This is a genomic window from Eionea flava, assembly GCF_055393785.1.
This window is the reverse complement of the sequence record NZ_AP036018.1, coordinates 2,405,699-2,424,230: the sequence shown is the minus strand read 5'-3', so window position 1 is coordinate 2,424,230 and position 18,532 is coordinate 2,405,699. Positions and strand designations below refer to the sequence as shown.

Here is an 18,532-nt window from a genome sequence, read left to right as displayed (position 1 = left end):
GTATATGGAGGATAATAACGTGACGTTTTGGAATGATTTATATCACGAAAGCCAAGCGGTTGTGATTGATGAGCAGGCTTTAGTGGCTCAGCAATTGAATGCTGATTTGTCAGTGTTTGCAGCAATCTGTGCGAAGCGATCTCAGTGGTTAAGTTCGCCCGCAAAAGGCGTGCTGCGTTTGTTGTTGGAACGCAATGGCGGGGAGAAAACAACGCGGGCGACGAGCCTTGTTGCCTATCAGCCCAATAGTCACTTTGCTCCTCATCTTCACCCTTTAGGCGAGGAGTTTTTTGTGTTGTCGGGCGTTTTTTCTGATGAGCATGGCGATTATCCGGCGGGTACTTATGTCAGAAACCCGCCCGAGTCTTCCCATCAGCCATTTAGCCGAGAGGGTTGTTTGATCTTTGTGAAATTGCAGCAATTTGCGCTGGACGATAGCGAGCATAAAGTTATTCGGCCAGAAGATCGCGAGGTGGGGCAGGCGTCTATTTTGTTTGATGGTTATGAACGAGTATCGTTATTGACAGCCGAGAACACTATGCGATTTTCTGACTGGTGTCGCGAACAGAAAGTCGTTGAAGTCGCAGAAAAAGGCATTGAGTTGCTCGTATTATCGGGTGGCGTGCTGTTAGGTGGTGATCGGTATGAGGTAGGATCATGGTTGCGTTTTGCTACCTTGCCCGATGAGCCTTTGGTCATTCAGGAGGGCGCAGAGGTGTGGATAAAAATGGGGCATTTGTCAGGCGGGCAGTTGTGATAAAGCCAGTTGATGTTGCTATTGTTGGTGGTGGTTTGGCGGGTGTTTATCTTGCCTATCGCTTACAGCAAAAAAATGTCCCTTATGTGTTGTTAGAGGCAAAGCCTGAATTGGGTGGCCGTATCCATAGTGTGAATTCGCTAGACCTTGGGCCGACATGGTTTTGGCCGCATCAGCAGCGTATGCAAGCGCTATTGTGTGAACTATCGTTGTTGTGGTTTGAACAATATGCTGTGGGTGATGTGCTGTATCAAATTAGCACAGCCGAATTACCGCAGCGCTCGGTTGGTGCTAGCGCGTTGTTATCCTACCGAGTAGTGGGTGGAATGATGGCCTTGATCTGTGCGTTGCAGCGCTCGTTATCGCCGCAATCGGTTTACTTGTCGTGCCCTGTTACGCGGTTGCAGAAAAATAAAGAAGCTTGGCTTTTGGGTAGCGGAGATCAGCAGTTTAGCGCTAAGCAGGTTGTGTTTGCTGCGCCACCCCGACTGTTGTTATCTCGCTTGCCCTTGTCAGATTTTTTATCCGCTGATTGCGTGAAGAGTTTATCAAGCACGCCGACATGGATGGCGGCGCAGGCAAAGTTTGTTGCGGTATACCCCAGTGCATTTTGGCGCAAAGAGGGTTTGGCGGGTGATGTGTTTAGCCGGGTTGGGCCAATGATTGAATTGCACGATGCTTGTGCTGATGATGAGTCGGTGTGTGCGCTCTTTGGCTTTTTAGGCTTAAGTGTTGCGCAGCGCGAAGCCTTGGGTGGTCAGACATTAGAGCATCTTTGTGTTAAGCAATTGGTGGATGTGTTTGGAGAAAAAGCGGCAAAACCATCGCGCTGTTATGTTCAAGACTGGTCGCAAGATAGATGGGTGTGTACGGCTGAAGATGTTACTGAATCGCCTAGGCACCCATCAATACACCTGAGAGCTTACCAGCAAGAATTGGCGTCGAAGAAAATCAATTTTGTCGGGTCAGAATATGCAGAAGCAGAGGCTGGTTATCTGGAGGGTGCTTTAGCTTCTGTCGATAGCTATTGTGAGAGAGAGTTTTAGCTCAGTTGCGCCTTAATTAACTTGCTGGCTGCACCCATGTCAGCGCGACCTTGTAGTTGTGGCTTGAGTATGCCCATCACTTTTCCCATATCTTGCATGCCGCTAGCATTAGTTGCTGCAATAGCGTCATTAATAAGTTGGGTGACTTCTTCATCGGTCAGTGCTTGAGGGAGAAATTCACTGACAACAGTAATTTCAAAGTGTTCTTGGTCAGCGAGTTCTTGGCGATCAGCATCTTCGTATTGCTTGGCCGAGTCTCGTCGTTGCTTAACCATTTTATCGAGTACCGCGAGTACGCGAGCTTCATCTAGCTCAATGCGCTCGTCGACTTCAATACGTTTAAATTCCGACTGAATAAGACGAATAACATTTAGGCGAGGCTTGTCTTTAGCTCGCATAGCCGCTTTCATTTCGTCATGAATACGTAATTGTAACTCGCATTTAGCCATGGTTATTACGCTATCTTTGAGGAGCAGATTGGGCTAGCCAGATTGCTAACCCAAGAAATTGCGCGTACAAAAAATGTACGGTTTAGTACAAACGCTGAAACTTTTTCGACTCGCGCTGTACCTTTTTCGCATGACGCTTAACCGCCGCTGCAGCTTGACGCTTACGTACGGTGGTTGGTTTTTCGTAATGTTCACGACGACGAACTTCAGCAAGAACGCCTGCTTTTTCACAAGAACGCTTAAAGCGACGAAGAGCGATATCGAATGGCTCGTTTTCTTTCAATTTTACTGCAGGCATAGTTAACCCTATTTAATCAATAATAATATATGAATTCGGTGTAATCTCTTGGCCGGCTGGTCGAATAGATCGCAACAGGCAACTACAAGGGGCGCAGATTTTACACAGTCGCGATGACGATCACAAGTGTTTGTGTGGTATTTTGTTCTGTCTGGTATGATGCGCAGCCAACGAAGACGGGTTCTTTTGTGTTGTCGCCATCAAATAAGGCGTTTTCCAGTACCAGCGAAGATGAAATATCAATAGTTTTTAGAGAGAGTGAGCGCGTGCGTATTTTAGGTATAGAAACATCCTGTGATGAAACTGGTGTTGCGCTATACGATAGCGAACAGGGTTTGTTGGGGCATCGTTTGTATAGCCAGATTGCCTTACATAGTGAATATGGTGGCGTAGTGCCAGAGTTGGCCTCTCGTGATCATGTGCGCAAGCTATTGCCATTAGTCGACGAATTATTAAAAGAATGCCAAATGAGCAAGCAAGATATTGATGGCATTGCTTATACCAAAGGTCCAGGGCTTGTTGGTGCGCTAATGGTGGGCGCATGTACTGGACGAGCATTAGCGCTGGCCTTAGATGTGCCGGCACTTGGTGTGCATCATATGGAAGGGCATGTGCTTGCGCCGATGCTAGAGGATACGCCGCCGTCATTTCCGTTTGTCGCCTTGTTGGTGTCGGGTGGTCATACGCAGCTAGTGCGGGTAGATGGTATCGGTCGATATCGTTTACTGGGTGAGTCGCTAGATGATGCGGCCGGTGAGGCCTTTGACAAGGCGGCTAAAATGTTGGACTTGGACTACCCCGGCGGCCCAATGATTGCTAAATTGGCAGAATCTGGCGACGCCAGTCGTTTTTCTTTTCCACGTCCAATGACTGATCGCCCAGGTTTAGATTTTAGTTTTAGTGGGTTAAAGACCTTTACACTCAATACCGTGACGAAATACGCGCAAGCTAATGGTTTGCCCGATGATCAAACCTGCGCCGATATCGCTTGTGCTTTTCAAGAAGCGGTTGTTGATACGTTGGTGATTAAATGTCGCCGTGCGCTAGAGCAAGAGGCGTTATCCACATTAGTGATTGCCGGGGGTGTGTCTGCAAACACGCGCTTACGTGAGCGTTTAGAATCTGCATTGAAAAAAATGGATTCTCATGTGTTTTATGCGCGTCACGAATTTTGTACCGACAATGGTGCAATGATCGCCTATGCAGGTTGCCAGCGTTTATTGGCTCAACAGCAGGAAGGTTTAGCGATTAAAGTCACGCCTCGTTGGCCTTTGGATGAACTGCCGGCAATTGATTAGGTGTGTGCATTGGCTCAAATAATAAATAAACCGTTAACCATTGATGACAGTAAGTAGCAGGTAAATAGTAATGGATACAGTAATTATCCGGGATTTAACCTTGGAAACTATCGTGGGTTTGTATCCATGGGAACGTGCGGTTAAGCAACGTTTGTGTATTGATGTTGATATGGCAACCGATATTCGGCAGGCGGCAGAAAATGATGATTTACAATATACGATTGATTATTCTGCCGTGTGTTCTTCAATTGCCGCGCTGGCAGATAAAGGCCAGTACCGCCTTATTGAAACCTTGGCCGAAAATATTGCCGATATGATCCAGCAACAATATACAGTCGCTTGGGTAAAAGTGGCGGTTAAAAAGTTGGATGTAATGACGAATGTTAATTGCGTTGGCATTTCTATTGAGCGTGGTTCCCAATTATTGGTAAAGGATTAACGAGACAGTACTGACCCAATCAATAAATAGAGTAAGCATTAAATGTCATCATCGTTATCCGTCAGTGTGCTATCGAAAAAAGTTGTGTTAGGTCTGGGTAGTAATACTCAGCAAGAAGCGCATTTTCGTTATGCGCTTGATGCCTTAAGTGAGCACTTGGGCGAATTGTGTGTATCGCCCATTTATAAAAGCGCTCCAAAATTAAGCCAAAAAAATAAATCGCCGACAGCCATGAATGACATGGCGAGCTATTACAATGCCGTCGTTCTCGTTGATAGTGATTGGTCTGTGCCATCCATCAAAAACCTCACTCGCGATATTGAACAACAATGTGGTCGAGATCGTACCAACCCGCAAGTGGTGAGTATTGATATAGACTTTTTGCTGTATGGTGATGCGGTGATTCATCAAGATGATGTGGTATTACCTCATCCTGATATTGCTGTTTGTGATTATGTATTGCGACCCTTATCGGATATTTGGCCTACAGGTTTATGCCCGCAAGCGCAGAAAGAATGGCTGGCTTTATGGCATGAAATGCTTGAGAGAAAATCTAAATTGCTATCGCCAAGTGATCTTTATCCTGTGGATTTTATATGGCGTGATCGTGTGATATCGGTGTCGCCACCTTGCGTATCATTGTAGATAAATTAATGGTCATGAATGCAGTTATCGAACTCATGTAATGTTCCTAAAAGTGCTTGTGTAAAGAGATCTCGTGAATATTCAATCATCCCCCGTCATTGCTATTATTGGTGCAGGCCCCGCTGGTTTATCGGCAGCGCTGTGGCTAAATAATCTAGGCCTAACCCCAATTATTTTAGAGCAGGGGGTTGCGACGGGCGGCATGTTGAATGTTAATTTTTTATCGAATGACTGGGTGCTAGGTCAAACCGATGTTACGGGGCCAGAAATGGCAGCACGTTATGATCAGCATATCTCAGAAAAAGCTATCGATCTGCGTGTGCAAACACAGTTGCATTCTATGACTCGAGATACATCGGGTAATTTTTGCCTGACATTGCGTTCGTCGAAAACTGCTGACGACAATGCATTAAGCACACTTGAATGCGCGGGTGTATTAATAGCAACCGGAACGCGTTACGTTGACAAACATATTTTTCCAGACACGATACTCGATATTGCTGCGCCGTATATTATTGAAGGGCCTTATGCCTTTGTTGATATAGAGCAACAAAAAAGTAAGACGGTTGTTGTTGTAGGTGCTGGCGATAATGCGTTTGAAAACGCTAGCATGTTACTAGAGCAAGGGTGCAGAGTTATTGTGGTTGCACGTTCAACCCCGCGAGCACAGCGAAAGTTTATGGATAAGGTTGCCGGTCATGAGAAGGCAACGATTATTGAGCATGCGACGCTCGCATCGACATCACGGCTTAATGGCCAATTAAATGTGCAGCTTAGTGTACGTTCTGAAAAATCTGATCGATGTTCTTTTGTTGAGATAACTGCCGTCGATACCATTCATTTGTTGGCAGGTTATCGGCCGAATAGTGAATCTCTGATCGCGTGTATCGCTGAAGGTTTAGGTGAGAACTTGAGTTGTGATGAGCAATATTTTTTACAAGTTGATCAGTGTGGTCGCACGAATATTGCGGGTATTTATGCCGCCGGTGATATATGTAATACAGGCTTTCCTAGTGTGGTAAGCGCGGTGTCTGGTGGCGCATTGGCCGCTAAAATAATGAGTCAGGATATTAGCAGCGCTTCAACCAGTCGCTAAGTTGTTGCTCTCTCTGTTGTTGAATAGCTTTTCCTAGCGCTGCTTTTTCAAAGCCTTGCTGCATTAACGCCTGATGATCTACTGCTTGATAAGCGTGTAATGCCTCTAATAATCGCGTGCTATTGTCTGCACTTTTTCTTTCATCTCCATCGTCAATTGCTCTACAGGCATTTAGTAAATGCTTGAACGATTCTGGCTTTCTTATCGCATCACATTGCTTGAAGAGTTTGCTTAATGAAGATGTACTCCATTGCGTGCTATCCGTGCAGAGATTGAAGTATTGCTTTAGGCGTGTCGCCATTATTGTGAAATGATTAGGTGCCGATAATTGTTGGCAGATTTTCGCAATATCCTCTGTGTTAAAGATAAAGCAAAAGGCTGAAAAATGTACCATTGCTTGATGAATCGTCCATTTTTCGTTGGTGATATGTTGCAATTTGTGGTGATCAATAGCGTGAAGTAGTGGTGCTAATGTGCCGGTGATTGACGACATGTCGGCAGTGTCTATTACGTTTTGTATTGAGCTTGCCGAAGGTAAAATATCCTTGAGTGCGCCGCATTTCTGCAAGGTAATAAAAAATTGTTCGGGGTGGCGCTCATGTAAGGCTTTCTCCATTTCTTGCCATACGCGTTCAGCAACTAATGCTCTAGTTTCTCCTTGAATGACCATCTGTTGCATCAGTTCCAGTGTTTCATCTGCCACGCGAAAGCCTAAGTGATAATAGCGTGCCATAAAACGTGCGACACGTAATATACGCACAGGGTCTTCATTAAATGCGCTTGACACGTGTCGTAGGTATTTATTGTCGAGGTCTCGCTGTCCGCCATAAGGGTCGATGATTTCTCCCGCTTCATTCATGGCGATTGCATTAATGGTCAGGTCGCGACGCTGTAAATCTTCTTCGAGACTAATGTGTTTGTCGGTATGGAAAGTAAAGCCTTTATAGCCTGGCGCAGTTTTTCGCTCGGTGCGAGCCAATGCATATTCTTCGTGTGTTTTTGGGTGTAAAAAGACGGGGAAGTCTTTACCCACAGGCGTATAGCCTTGCGCTAGTAAGTCATCCGGTGTGCTACCGACGACCACCCAGTCTTTTTCGTGATAAGGGAAGCGAAGCAATTGATCGCGTACGGCACCGCCGACGAGGTATGTATTCATGGTTAACGATACTTAGAATTATTCAGGTAAAGAGTAGAGTAATCGTTCATTGAGTGAATTGCTACTTGCGTTGCGGTTAAAAATCCGCGAGACTGGTTGTTCTTTAAAATTTTGTTTGGCTATTCATAGCCTGCAAAGGTCATAGTCTACAGAGAATTTGTAGATGAACGAAGATGTGTAAATATATTGGTAAGAAAAAACTGATGAAAACGCAAGTAACCATAATGCAAGTAACTACAATGAAAACAACCAAGGCGATAACGTTTATTGCCAGTGCGGTCCTGGCTGTCAATATTTGGCGGCTACGCATGTGTGCCCCAAGGTTTTTTCTGCGTTGATTATTGATTAATTCGTTTTTAATTAAAAACCGCAGCCTAAACCCTGCGGTTTTTTTGTAAGGGGGTAAGGCTTTTATAGATGTGATGTGTATTTTTAGAGGTTTGTTTCAGATCCTTGAGGAGTTGATGTTGTGAATAGTATTGCCTATGGCTTGCTTATTGTTATTTGGTCAACCACACCGTTGGCTATTAAGTGGAGTGCCGACGAGGTCTCGTTTGCGGGAGCCATTTTTTGGCGTATTTTATTGTCGGCGGTGATTGCGCTATGTCTTGTTCGTATAAAAGGCGAGTCGCTATTTGGGTATCGTAATGATATTCGTTTTTATACGGTGGCAGCGATTGGTATCGCGCCTAATTTTCTGTTGGTGTATTGGGCATCCCAATGGATTACTTCGGGTCTAATATCGGTAATTTTTAGTACGACACCGTTCGTGATGGGGGTGTTTTCTTACTTCATTTTAGGCAAACAAGTATTTACCGTGCAGCGGGTTATTGCCTTATTGATTGCTATTGTCGGCTTGTTGGTTATCTTTGCGGATCAATTGCGCTGGGTGGGTGTAGAGGGTGCGTATGGCATTATAGCGATGCTTTTGTCGGTATTTTCTTTCTCAATTAGCGGAACTTTTTTGCAAAAAATAGAGAGTGATATACCGGTATTACAAAAAACTACCGGCGGCCTTTGCTTTTCTGTACCTATGCTGGCTATCGCTTGGTGGTGGTTGGATGGAGCAATGCCTTGGCCTATCAGTGCCCAGGCAGGGTTGGCGATTCTTTATTTGGCTATTGCGGGTTCACTGCTGGGTTTTGCGCTGTATTATTTTTTACTGCATCGCTTGTCGGCTTATGTTGTATCAACGGTTGGTATGATTAGCCCTGTATTTGCCTTATTGTTGGGTCATTTTTTCGAAAATGAGCCATTAACGTGGCATATTATCAGTGGTACCGGATTGGTGCTGTTTGGGCTAACCTTATATCATGTACGTGGTACAGTTTTTTCTCGCAAATCCCCTGCGAGAGAACAGTCATAGAGAGAGGAATGATAGTGAAAATTTTGGTCACTGGCGGTGCGGGCTATATTGGTAGTCATACTTGCATCGAGCTGCTTAATGCCGGTTTTGAGGTGGTGGTTTTTGATAATCTTTGTAATAGCTATGAAGAGTCTTTGCGTCGCGTAGAACGTATCACGGGCAAAAAGTTAACGTTTATTCGAGGCGATGTGCGCGACCGTGCTGATTTACGTGCGGTATTTTCTGCACATACCGTTGATGCTGTGATTCATTTTGCGGGTCTAAAAGCGGTTGGCGAGTCTGCGCAAATTCCTTTGCATTATTATGATGTCAATGTGTCAGGTAGTATTGCTTTGGCCGAAGTGATGGCGGAATACCAATGTCATCGCATCGTATTTAGTTCTTCTGCGACAGTATATGGTGCGGACGCACCCAGCCCTTATGTTGAAGATTTGCCGACGAGTGCCTGCAATGTTTATGGCCGAACAAAATTGATGGTAGAAGAGATCCTACGTGATGCGTGTCGTGTGAACGATAGCCAATGTCAGGTGAGCTTATTGCGTTACTTTAATCCTATCGGTGCGCATCCCAGTGGTTTAATTGGCGAAGATCCGCAAGGTATTCCAAATAATTTGCTACCTTATGTGGCTCAAGTTGCTGTGGGTCGTTTAGAGGCTTTGCAGATTTTTGGTAATGATTATGAGACGCCTGATGGTACGGGTGTGCGTGATTATATTCATGTTGTTGATTTGGCGCGAGGGCATGTGAAAGCGTTGCAAGCCATGGTTGATGGCGAGCGAGGTTGCCAAGTATTTAATCTGGGAGCAGGTAAGGGCTATAGTGTTTTGGATGTAGTGGCTGCGTTTGAAGGTGCCTGTGGTAAAAAAATACCCTATAAGTTTGCTCCTCGACGTGAAGGGGATCTTGCAAGCTATTATGCAAATCCGGCGCTAGTATTGGCAAAACTAGGATGGAAAACTGAGTACGACTTAACGGCAATGGTTGAAGATACGTGGCGTTGGCAATCGACAAACCCTCAGGGGTTTCGTTCAGAATAAGTGCAAATTTCGATTGTACTGCATGATATAAAAGCCACTATTTTGTGGTTTTTTGGATGCCTGCATTCGCAGGCATGACGATAGGAGCGTTTTTGTGAATATAGTGTCGTTTCAAGCATCAACGGTAAATCGTTGCTGATCTTCCAGTCGCATCATTGTCATTTTCTGACCCCACACATAGCCAGTATCTAAAGCAAATACGTTTTCGCTGTACGCTTGTCCTTCAAGTGCCGCCCAATGCCCAAACACAATACGATCGTAATAGGTTTTACGGTTCAGGTGTTCAAACCACGGGGCATAACCTTTGGGTGCGTGATGAATGCCAGCCTTGGAGGTTAGTTCTAGTTTGCCATCGGCGCTACAAAAACGCATCCGGGTAAAATAATTAGTAATGACTCGCCAGCGTTCGTGATCGTCTAAGCCTTTTTCCCAGCGCTTTGGTGTATTGCCATACATGGTTGATAGATAGTACTCGTATGCATCGCTTTGCAAAATTTCTTCGACTTCGTTGGCGCGCTTAAGGGCTTTTTTTAATGACCACTGGGGCGGGATACCTGCGTGAACCATGGTGTAGGCAAGATCGTGGTCATGGTGAATTAATGGTTGGCGGCGTAGCCAGTGAAGAAGTTCGTCCTTATCGGGTGCTTTTACTATTTCATCTAAAGTATCTGATGGAGATGCTTCTCGCACACCGGCAGCTACGGCTAATAAATGTAAGTCGTGATTACCTAAAACGGTAATGGCGGTGTCACCCATTGCATAAATAAAACGTAAGGTGTCGAGGGACTCTGGGCCACGATTAATTAAGTCGCCAGTAAGCCATAATCTATCGTTAATAGGATCAAAATTAACGATCTTCAGAAGTTGCTTGAGAGGCGCTAAGCACCCTTGTAGATCGCCAACTGCGTATGTTGCCATAGTAGAAGTAGGTTAATGCAGTGATTGTGGGCGAGTGAGCGAAAACGCCGGTATGGGTACTTGAATAACTGTGCCCGCTTCGGTGCGCATAGTGTATGACCCTTCCATAATACCCGCATGAGTTTCTAGTATAGCGTTGCTGCTGTAAGTATATTTTTTACCGGGGGCTATATGTGGTTGCTCTCCAATCACACCATCACCACTGACCTCTTGAATTTTGTCTTTGGCATCGGTAATAACCCAGTGGCGGCTGAGTAGTTGGGCGCTCATGTCACTACAGTTTTCGATACTTACTGTATAGGAAAATGCGAAACGATTTTTATGCGGTTGCGAGTACTCATCGAGGTAAGCGCTCTTAACTGAAATGCGGATGGTAAATTCACTCATGTGCTGATAAACCGTGTAAGGTGTTACTTAAATTAACATAATCTTTTATGGAGAGGTTTTCTGGGCGCAGTGATAACTTAATATCCAGTTGCTCTGAAACCTGCTCTAAGATTTCAGTGTCGGCTAATTGTTTAAGGCTGTTACGCAGTGTTTTACGACGTTGCTGAAACGCTAAGTTGACTAGGTGACTTAAATGATCAACATTATCGGCAATGTAAGGCAGTGTTTTGTGCGGTTGCAAGCGTACGATGGCTGAGTCCACTTTTGGCCTAGGATCGAAGCATTCAGGTGGCACGGCAAACAAATGTTCTGTTTCACAATAGTACTGCACCATGATACTGAGTCGGCCATAATTTTTTTCTCCCGCACTGGCCACCAATCGATTAACGACTTCTTTTTGTAACATAAAGTGCATGTCGCGAATACGTTCTTGGTAAGACAATAAGTGAAATATGAGAGGTGTGGAAATGTTGTACGGCAAGTTGCCCACAATACGTAGTGGTTGGTCATCTTTGATTAAGGAGGCAAAATCAAAACGTAAAGCATCTTGTTGGTGAATGGCAAAATCGGGATATTTGGCAAATTGCGCTAATAAAATAGGAATTAAATCGCGATCGAGCTCAATTACCTGTAACTGTGGGCATGCCAAAATAAGTTGCTGTGTGATGGCACCTTGTCCGGGGCCAATCTCAATTAATCGATCCGATGTTTTCGCATTAATACTCGTCACTATACGGTTGATAATACTTTGGTCAGTTAAGAAGTTTTGACCAAAACGTTTACGTGCTTTGTGGGCGAAGGGCGCTGACGGTTTATTCATAAATTATTCGTTAGTGTGTTTGTCAATTTCGGCGGCCGGTTGCTCAGTGACTGCATGCATAGATAATGCATAATCGATCGCGGTGATAAGGCTACCAGTATCAATGTTTCCAGTACCGGCTAAATCTAATGCTGTTCCATGATCAACAGAGGTTCGAATAATGGGAAGGCCAAGTGTAATGTTTGCTGCTGCTCCAAACCCTTTAAATTTAAGTACAGGTAAACCTTGATCATGATACATCGCGAGCAATACGTCGACATTGTTTAAATATTTTGGAGTGAACAGCGTATCGGCTGGTAGTGGGCCTTGGCAGTCTATCCCTTCTTCTCGTAGTTGAGTTAATACGGGGATAATGGTGTCAATTTCTTCTCTGCCCAAATGACCATTTTCTCCGGCATGAGGGTTTAGCCCGCAGACAGCAATGCGTGGGGTGTCGAGCGAAAACTTACATCGCATATCATTATGAATAATGCGTAACGTGCGTATCAGAGAGTCTTTGGTTATGGCTGCAGCAACATCTTTTAATGGTAGATGTGTCGTTGCCAAGGTGACGCGTAAGCCTTTTGTTGCCAACATCATCACTACTTGTTCGGTATGAGTTTGTTGTGCAAAGTATTCGGTATGCCCGCTAAAAGGGATGCCGGCATCATTAATGACGCTTTTTTGTACGGGGCCGGTGACAACGGCATGGCATTGCTGACTCATGCATAGCTGTGTCGCTAATTCGAGTGTGCGTACGACGTAGGGTGCGTTACTAACGTTGAGTTGGCCGGTGCTCACAGGCTCTGCGGTGTGTACCGGGATGATACCGATTTCATTATCTCGTAAGCGATAAGGTGGCTCGTTCGTATCAATATCAACGAGTATAATCTCTTGTTTAAGGTCTTTTGCTCGCTGTTGAAGTAAAGATGGATCGCCTATTACAACAAATTGTAATGATTGTTTTTGGTGGGCGTTTTGATGACGAGAGGCGTAAAGAATCGCGAGATCGGCGCCAATGCCTGCGGGTTCTCCCGCAGTATAGAGTATGCGTTTAATCAAATGAGTATTTCCACATAAGCGCTTTCGCGTAACTCTCTTAACCAAATAGTTAGCTCATCTTGGAAGCGTTGATTGCCAATAATGTTACGTACTTGAGATCGTTTGACGTCTTCGAAAATATCTTTGGTGCGCTTCTCTTCAACGGTTAAGATATGCCAGCCAAATTGTGATTTGAATGGCGCGCTTATTTTTCCCACTGGCGTGTTCTGCATGGCTTGTTCAAAAGCCGGTACAAAAACACCCGGTGAAGACCAGCCAAGGCTTCCTCCTTCTGACTTAGATCCTAAGTCATCAGAATTTTCTGTTGCCAGCGTATTAAAATTAGTGCCGTTATTAATTTGATTACGCAAGTCTTCAATTTTTGCTTTTGCTTCTTCTTCGGTTAACAGATCAGTAGGCTTAACTAAAATATGTCGTGTTTTGTACTGAGTGACGACAACAGGTTCGGCCCCTTTTCGATCAAATAATGTCAGTATATGTACACCCGCACCGCTAAAAAAAGGTGCAGTAATATCGCCCGGTTCCATAGTAGACACGCGCTCTGCAAATAAGTCCGGCAATTCTTCTTTTGTTAGTGTGCCAATATCACCGCCTTTGCTGGCGTTAGGGCCTTTGGAATATTGCTGCGCAAAAGCGCGGAAGCTATCAGGTTGTCTTTTGACGATGTTGTGCAGTTTTTTAGCGTCTTGCATAACGCGTTCTTTGTTCTTTTCAGTGTACGGAAAAAATATTTGACCAACATTGAATCGCGGTGTTAGCCATTCTTTTCCTTCTTTTGACTCTAAAAAATTATCCACTTCCCGTTCAGTAATATTTACTCGTTGGCTGATAACGGCACGCTGAACCCTGTTGATGAGGAGCTCTTTCTCTAGTTCCGCTCGTGCTTGATTAATCGATAAATCTTGACTACTAAGGTATTCGTCAAAAGGTACGCCATTGCGTTTTAATTGAGCTTTTGTCCTTTCTAATGCAGTGTCAATTTCGGTATCGGTAATCGTTAAATTGTTTTGTTTGGCTAGGCTTAATTGAAGTTTCTCCAAAATGAGCGATTCGAGTAATTCATCTCGCAGGGCCGTTTCATTGAAACTTTTTTTGCGCGCGTTGAGCCGAGCTTTGGCTTGTTGCATTTTTTGTGCTAACTCTTGTGCAAAAATAATGTCGTCTTTGACAATAGCGATAACGCTATCGACATTTTCGGCTGCGTTTACAGTATGAATGCCAAGTATTGTTGATAGCACGCATAGGTACAATGTTAATATTTTTTGGATATTATTTCTTTTAATCATATGTGTAATCGTGCGTTTAAGTGATTCAAAAAAGTGTCGTTTAGTTTTCACGATATGTTGCCTGCCATTGTTCGTAACCTTCAATATTATCGTTAAATAGGTTGTTGAATTGTCTGCCGGTACCTCCTAAACCCAAGAATTGGAACTCTAATACCAGCCCTTCATCGTAGTTAATGTTGGTGTTGCCTGCGCTTATTTGATCGTCGTCAATGAATTTTTTATAGGCAAAACGAGCACGATAACAGCAACTGTTGTACTCAATGCCAAGTAGCTGTTCTAGTTCTCGTTCATTGGTGTGATCATAATTAGTATGCGCTAAGATGTACCAACTACGGTTGGCTAAAGGTAGTATGATTGACGTTTGTGTTTGCTGAGTTGTCCTGGACGAAACCGCGTTACGTAAAAAGCGATGGCCTATATTGAAGAGCGTGCTGTCGTTGCCCCGATACTTTACAGAGAGAGTGTTATCGTCAATTCTATTGTTATCATCATCATAAATAAAATTATTTGTTATTTGCCACTCTTTGCTAAGCTGTGAACTCATTAAGCCTGCCAGTCTAGAATTGTTATCTGTATCTGCTACACCTGAAACCGCGACACTTCTTTCATCGAAGTATATGGCTTTACCAATACTAGCACTAAACCATTCTAAGCCTGATAGGTTTGACACGTAGCGGGTTGTTAATCCTATGGATAACTGATTGGCATCGTCAATACGATCGCCTCCGGCAAAGCGTGTATCATTAAAAAGCTGGTTGTAGCTGAACGTGCGATTTGAGGTATCAAAATCAATATTGCTACCGTCACCGGTCAGGTTGGATTGATCTTTAAACGGGCTATAAAAATAAAATAATCTTGGCTCAAAAGTTTGTTGGTAGCCATTGCCATCTCGATTAAAATATAGGCCCGAATCAATAACCGCCTGAGGAATGGTTAAAGAGGGTGAGGTATTGGCTCCAGTGGCAAGCTTTGATTCATTGAGTTCGTAGCTTAAATGCCGGGCTTGAATTCTTGGACGAAAAAAGCCTGCGTCAACACTGTTATCTAGTTCTATGGAATACTTCAGTCTTGATCGATTTCCGACAAGTGTGTTGTCGTTTCGGTCATCGGCATCGCTATGATCAAAGCGTGTCCATTCGTTTTCTAATTCGGTACTTATTATCCCAAATCGAGTTTGTTTCAGTTCATACTCCCCGTCCAGAGAAATCTGGGGTAGTAACTTGTAAGGGCGGGTAATATTGTCATTAAGTATTTGGTATCGTTGGTTATTGATTTCTAGACGCCAATTTTCAAACAAATATCCTGCGGTAATCTTTTGTATTAGGCTTGTCTCGTTGGTCGAGTTGATGCTGGAGCCATCAAAATCATTTAAATAATCGTTATCGCTAACCTCATTGTAATCAATTTGGCTGAACCAACGCTGATTTTTACCGCCTATTTGATTGATGTTAACCAGCCATCGATCATCTCCAGCAAAGGGATTGACCTCGTCATTCGTTTTAGTTCCTTGATCGACGAGTGATTGTTCGCTGTCGCTAAGTATGCCTTTATCGTCGCTGAGATAAGCTAGCGTAATGTCTGTTTCAAAGCTTTTACTGAGATGCCGTCCATAAGCCTCAAGTTGTGTGCCGTGGTGCTGTAAAAAGCGAGGAGTTAACGTTAAATCGTAGTTAGGAGCAAGATTAAAGTAATAAGGGACAGATGCATTAATGGCGCCGCCGCTTGATTCTATTACTGGGTATAGAAAGCCAGACTGCCTATCGTTACCCACAGGAAATCTCAGATAAGGCCAGTAAAACACGGGTATACCCTCAACGACTAAACGTACATGTTTGGCTATCCCTTGATTTTTTTCGGTATCAATAGTGATTTGGCTGCCTCTTAATAACCAATTATTATTTCCAGGCTCGCAGCTGGTATATTCACTACCCTGTAGGTCAATTATTTCATTGTCTTTTGTGATTTTCTGACCTTTACCGCGCACATTGGCAGAATGAATAACGTAGGTAGCATCGTCAATGGATAGACGGTTCTCTCGTTGATTGACTACGCCTTTGTTGGCAATAAGCAATAGATCGGGTTGCCTGACTGTTAACTCACCCTCAATAGTGATTGAACCGGTTTTTTCACTATAAAATGCTTCGTTAGCTGTAAGCTGTTGAGCGCCTTGCTTTACTAGAACGTCACCAATCAGAGTGATTTGCTTAAATCCTTGCTTTTCGATGATTTCGCTTTTATTCGCTGATGCTTCTGTTGCAAGTTCATTACCACTGTCTACCTTTTGATTATCATATGCTATGGGAGATATATAAGCGCCGCAGCTACCAATAGGGAGTGCTGCTTGCTGTTCAGGGGTGAGTTGATCATAAGCTACCCAGTCTAAGGTTTCCCTTAGGTTTGCACTACTCATTGTTGAGTAAAGTGTGCCAACCAATCCGCCGACGATAACAGGTAGTAAAAAGCCTTTTTTGCCGGATAGGCGAGGTGATGACATGGGTGATTCTACTTCCATATTTATGGTTGGTTATTACTATTAACTAACCATTTGGGTGTTTCAGAGAATAAAAACAGCAATTCTACTGTAAAATGGTCAAGGCGTCGTGTTTTAGCGCATAAATTTCTATGAGAATCTCTGGCTAATCGAATATAACGTCTTGCTTGCGGAGGTTCTTTTCGTTTGATCAATTTATTAGGGGTGTTTTTTTGAGTAATCATTTATCAGTCGTCGCAATGCCCACGACGCTTGTCGAGTGGGTGAGAGAGACGCTGGCGAAAGAAGTAGAAGAAACGGTCTGTCGCCTACCGAATACACCACTATCGCTCACTCCGTTAGCGGGTGATGCAGGGTTTCGCCAATACTACCGAGCGAATACAGTACCTGAGAGCTTGCTGGTTGTGGCGCCCGTCGATGCGGGCAGGAGTGAGTCGGGTGCTTATTTTGCGGAGCTATCAGAGCGATTGCGTTCGTATGGTGTTGCCACACCCGCTATCTACGCCTCTGACCCCGATAATAATTATCTACTGATCGAAAGTTTTGGTCGCACGGATTTGCTGGATGTACTCTCGCCTGAGACGGTCGATCGATATTATGAACAGGCGCAGTCCATGCTGCTTCTTTTACAGAAAACACCGGCTTCTGCCATTGAGTTACCGAGGTATGAGCCTGAATTGCTAACACAAGAGATGTTATTGTTTTCGCAATGGTTTGTTAACGATATGTTGGCTTATACATTATCTGAGGCTGAGGAAAGAATCATTGAAGACGTTATGACCCATTTGGCAACATCGGCACGTGAACAGCCGCAAGTGCTTGTGCATCGAGATTATCATTCACGCAATTTGATGCTTTGTGATGACGGCCGGCTAGGGGTGATCGACTTTCAAGATGCAGTGTATGGCCCAATAACATATGATCTTGTTTCCTTGTTGAAGGATTGTTATGTCCGCTGGGCGCCAGAGCAAGTCGATGCATGGGCAATGCTGTACATGCAACAAGCCGCTGATGCGGGTCTTATGAAGGCGGTGCCTCAAGAGCAGTTTATGGCTTGGTTTCATTGGATGGGACTACAGCGGCATATAAAAGTCTTGGGGATCTTTGCTCGTTTGTCTATTAGAGATGGTAAGCAGCGATACTTACAAGATTTACCGCTTGTGATCCGTTATGTATTGGAAGCGTCTCATCGCTACCCCCAGACCCAAATATTTGCTCAATGGTTCGAAGATACATTACTGCCAATGATTGAGGCTCAATCGTGGTATACCGATTATCGCGCAGCAGGAGATCAATAATGAAAGCCATGATTTTGGCGGCAGGTCGAGGTGAGCGCATGCGGCCACTGACCAATAATACGCCTAAGCCTTTGCTGCCTGTGAACGGAAAACCGTTGATTGTTTATCATTTGGAAAAGCTGTCCTCTCTAGGTGTGTCTGAGGTCATTATTAATACCGCATACTTGGGTGAAAAAATCATCGCATCACTGGGTGATGGTGAGCGCTGGGGTTTGCGTATTGTTTATTCTCAAGAACCTTACGCGCTAGAGACGGGTGGTGCGTTAAACCATGCGCTTTCCTTGCTGGGCGACGAACCCTTTTTGTTGGTGAATGGCGATGTTTGGTGTGACTTGGCATTCTCGCGTATAGCTTCATCACCGTTGAACGATAGCGTGGCACATTTGTGGCTTGTGAATAACCCTGATCATAATCTCGACGGTGATTTTTCTCTTGATGTGTCGACAGTAATGATGAAACAAGACGTATTGCCTGCTTATACTTTTTCGGGCCTAGCGTTAGTCCACCCAAAGATGATTGCTGATTATCCTCAACGACGAGAGGCGTTTGCACTAAAAGAAGTGTTTTTGTATTGGATATCCAAATGCCGCTTATCAGGCTCTTTGTTTGAGGGTGATTGGTGTGATGTAGGGACACCAGAAAGGCTGGTCGCCCTTGAGCAGAGCCTAAAAGAAGCGTCAGTGTAAAAAATATTATTAAGCATT

General features: G+C 44.3%; 19 protein-coding genes. 10 read left to right on the top strand and 9 right to left on the bottom strand.

Annotation, left to right across the window (positions count from 1 at the left end; all coding sequences use genetic code 11):
• Positions 1–19 precede the first annotated feature (19 nt).
• Both ACZ5O6_RS10505 and ACZ5O6_RS10500 read left to right on the top strand, forming a co-directional pair.
• Entirely contained in the window at positions 20–757 is a 738-nt protein-coding gene (locus ACZ5O6_RS10505) for a cupin domain-containing protein (protein ID WP_447091239.1), read from the top strand.
• A complete protein-coding gene (locus tag ACZ5O6_RS10500; protein WP_447091240.1) occupies positions 754–1,803 on the top strand; it encodes a flavin monoamine oxidase family protein in 1,050 nt (349 codons plus the stop codon). The genes ACZ5O6_RS10505 and ACZ5O6_RS10500 overlap by 4 nt, the downstream gene beginning before the upstream one ends.
• Here ACZ5O6_RS10500 and ACZ5O6_RS10495 read toward each other — a convergent pair.
• Together ACZ5O6_RS10495 and rpsU are read right to left on the bottom strand one after the other, a co-directional pair.
• Positions 1,800–2,252: a GatB/YqeY domain-containing protein gene (locus ACZ5O6_RS10495; RefSeq protein WP_447091241.1), complete on the bottom strand. Its 453-nt coding sequence runs from the start codon at positions 2,250–2,252 to the stop codon at positions 1,800–1,802. The genes ACZ5O6_RS10500 and ACZ5O6_RS10495 overlap by 4 nt on opposite strands.
• An 82-nt stretch (positions 2,253–2,334) precedes the next feature.
• Positions 2,335–2,550, bottom strand: coding sequence for a 30S ribosomal protein S21 (gene rpsU / locus ACZ5O6_RS10490; RefSeq protein ID WP_009669848.1), 216 nt, complete (start codon positions 2,548–2,550; stop codon positions 2,335–2,337).
• A gap of 266 nt (positions 2,551–2,816) precedes the next feature.
• Here rpsU and tsaD point away from each other — a divergent pair, with 266 nt between their 5' ends.
• The 4 genes from tsaD to ACZ5O6_RS10470 all read left to right on the top strand — a co-directional run bounded on the left by tsaD (position 2,817) and on the right by ACZ5O6_RS10470 (position 6,028).
• Positions 2,817–3,848: a tRNA (adenosine(37)-N6)-threonylcarbamoyltransferase complex transferase subunit TsaD gene (gene tsaD / locus ACZ5O6_RS10485; protein ID WP_447091377.1), complete on the top strand. Its 1,032-nt coding sequence runs from the start codon at positions 2,817–2,819 to the stop codon at positions 3,846–3,848.
• Positions 3,849–3,918: 70 nt separating this feature from the next.
• On the top strand, positions 3,919–4,287 hold the full coding sequence (gene folB, locus ACZ5O6_RS10480) for a dihydroneopterin aldolase (protein ID WP_447091242.1): 369 nt from the start codon (positions 3,919–3,921) through the stop codon (positions 4,285–4,287).
• Between the two features lie 42 nt (positions 4,288–4,329).
• On the top strand, positions 4,330–4,932 hold the full coding sequence (folK, locus tag ACZ5O6_RS10475) for a 2-amino-4-hydroxy-6-hydroxymethyldihydropteridine diphosphokinase (protein WP_447091243.1): 603 nt from the start codon (positions 4,330–4,332) through the stop codon (positions 4,930–4,932).
• A gap of 73 nt (positions 4,933–5,005) precedes the next feature.
• On the top strand, positions 5,006–6,028 hold the full coding sequence (locus ACZ5O6_RS10470; RefSeq protein ID WP_447091244.1) for an NAD(P)/FAD-dependent oxidoreductase: 1,023 nt from the start codon (positions 5,006–5,008) through the stop codon (positions 6,026–6,028).
• Here the strand turns inward: ACZ5O6_RS10470 and ACZ5O6_RS10465 are convergent.
• A complete protein-coding gene (locus tag ACZ5O6_RS10465) occupies positions 6,003–7,184 on the bottom strand; it encodes a hypothetical protein (RefSeq protein ID WP_447091245.1) in 1,182 nt (393 codons plus the stop codon). The two genes, ACZ5O6_RS10470 and ACZ5O6_RS10465, sit on opposite strands and share 26 nt — an antisense overlap.
• Positions 7,185–7,653: 469 nt before the next feature.
• Between ACZ5O6_RS10465 and ACZ5O6_RS10460 the strand changes: the two genes are divergently transcribed.
• Entirely contained in the window at positions 7,654–8,550 is an 897-nt protein-coding gene (locus ACZ5O6_RS10460; protein WP_447091246.1) for a DMT family transporter, read from the top strand.
• Between the two features lie 14 nt (positions 8,551–8,564).
• Entirely contained in the window at positions 8,565–9,587 is a 1,023-nt protein-coding gene (gene galE / locus ACZ5O6_RS10455; protein ID WP_447091247.1) for a UDP-glucose 4-epimerase GalE, read from the top strand.
• A gap of 111 nt (positions 9,588–9,698) precedes the next feature.
• Here galE and ACZ5O6_RS10450 read toward each other — a convergent pair whose 3' ends face one another.
• Genes ACZ5O6_RS10450 through ACZ5O6_RS10425 form a run of 6 tightly spaced genes read right to left on the bottom strand, consistent with a single transcriptional unit; the run spans position 9,699 to position 16,533 of the window.
• On the bottom strand, positions 9,699–10,505 hold the full coding sequence (locus tag ACZ5O6_RS10450; protein ID WP_447091248.1) for a symmetrical bis(5'-nucleosyl)-tetraphosphatase: 807 nt from the start codon (positions 10,503–10,505) through the stop codon (positions 9,699–9,701).
• 12 nt (positions 10,506–10,517) lie between these two features.
• Entirely contained in the window at positions 10,518–10,892 is a 375-nt protein-coding gene (apaG, locus tag ACZ5O6_RS10445) for a Co2+/Mg2+ efflux protein ApaG (protein ID WP_447091249.1), read from the bottom strand.
• The gene (gene rsmA, locus ACZ5O6_RS10440) at positions 10,885–11,712 is read right to left on the bottom strand and encodes a 16S rRNA (adenine(1518)-N(6)/adenine(1519)-N(6))-dimethyltransferase RsmA (RefSeq protein ID WP_447091250.1); all 828 of its coding nucleotides are present in this window, start codon (positions 11,710–11,712) and stop codon (positions 10,885–10,887) included. The genes apaG and rsmA overlap by 8 nt, the downstream gene beginning before the upstream one ends.
• Before the next feature lie 3 nt (positions 11,713–11,715).
• Positions 11,716–12,753 carry a 4-hydroxythreonine-4-phosphate dehydrogenase PdxA gene (gene pdxA / locus ACZ5O6_RS10435; protein ID WP_447091251.1) on the bottom strand — a complete coding sequence of 346 codons (1,038 nt, stop codon included), beginning with the start codon at positions 12,751–12,753 and terminating at the stop codon, positions 11,716–11,718.
• Entirely contained in the window at positions 12,750–14,090 is a 1,341-nt protein-coding gene (locus tag ACZ5O6_RS10430) for a peptidylprolyl isomerase (RefSeq protein ID WP_447091252.1), read from the bottom strand. Before ACZ5O6_RS10430 ends, pdxA begins: the two co-directional genes overlap by 4 nt.
• Entirely contained in the window at positions 14,080–16,533 is a 2,454-nt protein-coding gene (locus ACZ5O6_RS10425; protein ID WP_447091253.1) for an LPS-assembly protein LptD, read from the bottom strand. Before ACZ5O6_RS10425 ends, ACZ5O6_RS10430 begins: the two co-directional genes overlap by 11 nt.
• 209 nt (positions 16,534–16,742) lie before the next feature.
• Between ACZ5O6_RS10425 and ACZ5O6_RS10420 the strand changes: the two genes are divergently transcribed.
• On the top strand, positions 16,743–17,828 hold the full coding sequence (locus ACZ5O6_RS10420) for an aminoglycoside phosphotransferase family protein (protein ID WP_447091254.1): 1,086 nt from the start codon (positions 16,743–16,745) through the stop codon (positions 17,826–17,828).
• Positions 17,828–18,514 (top strand): N-acetylmuramate alpha-1-phosphate uridylyltransferase MurU, encoded by a 687-nt coding sequence (gene murU, locus ACZ5O6_RS10415; RefSeq protein ID WP_447091255.1) that lies wholly within the window; start codon positions 17,828–17,830, stop codon positions 18,512–18,514. The genes ACZ5O6_RS10420 and murU overlap by 1 nt, the downstream gene beginning before the upstream one ends.
• Positions 18,515–18,532 lie beyond the last annotated feature (18 nt).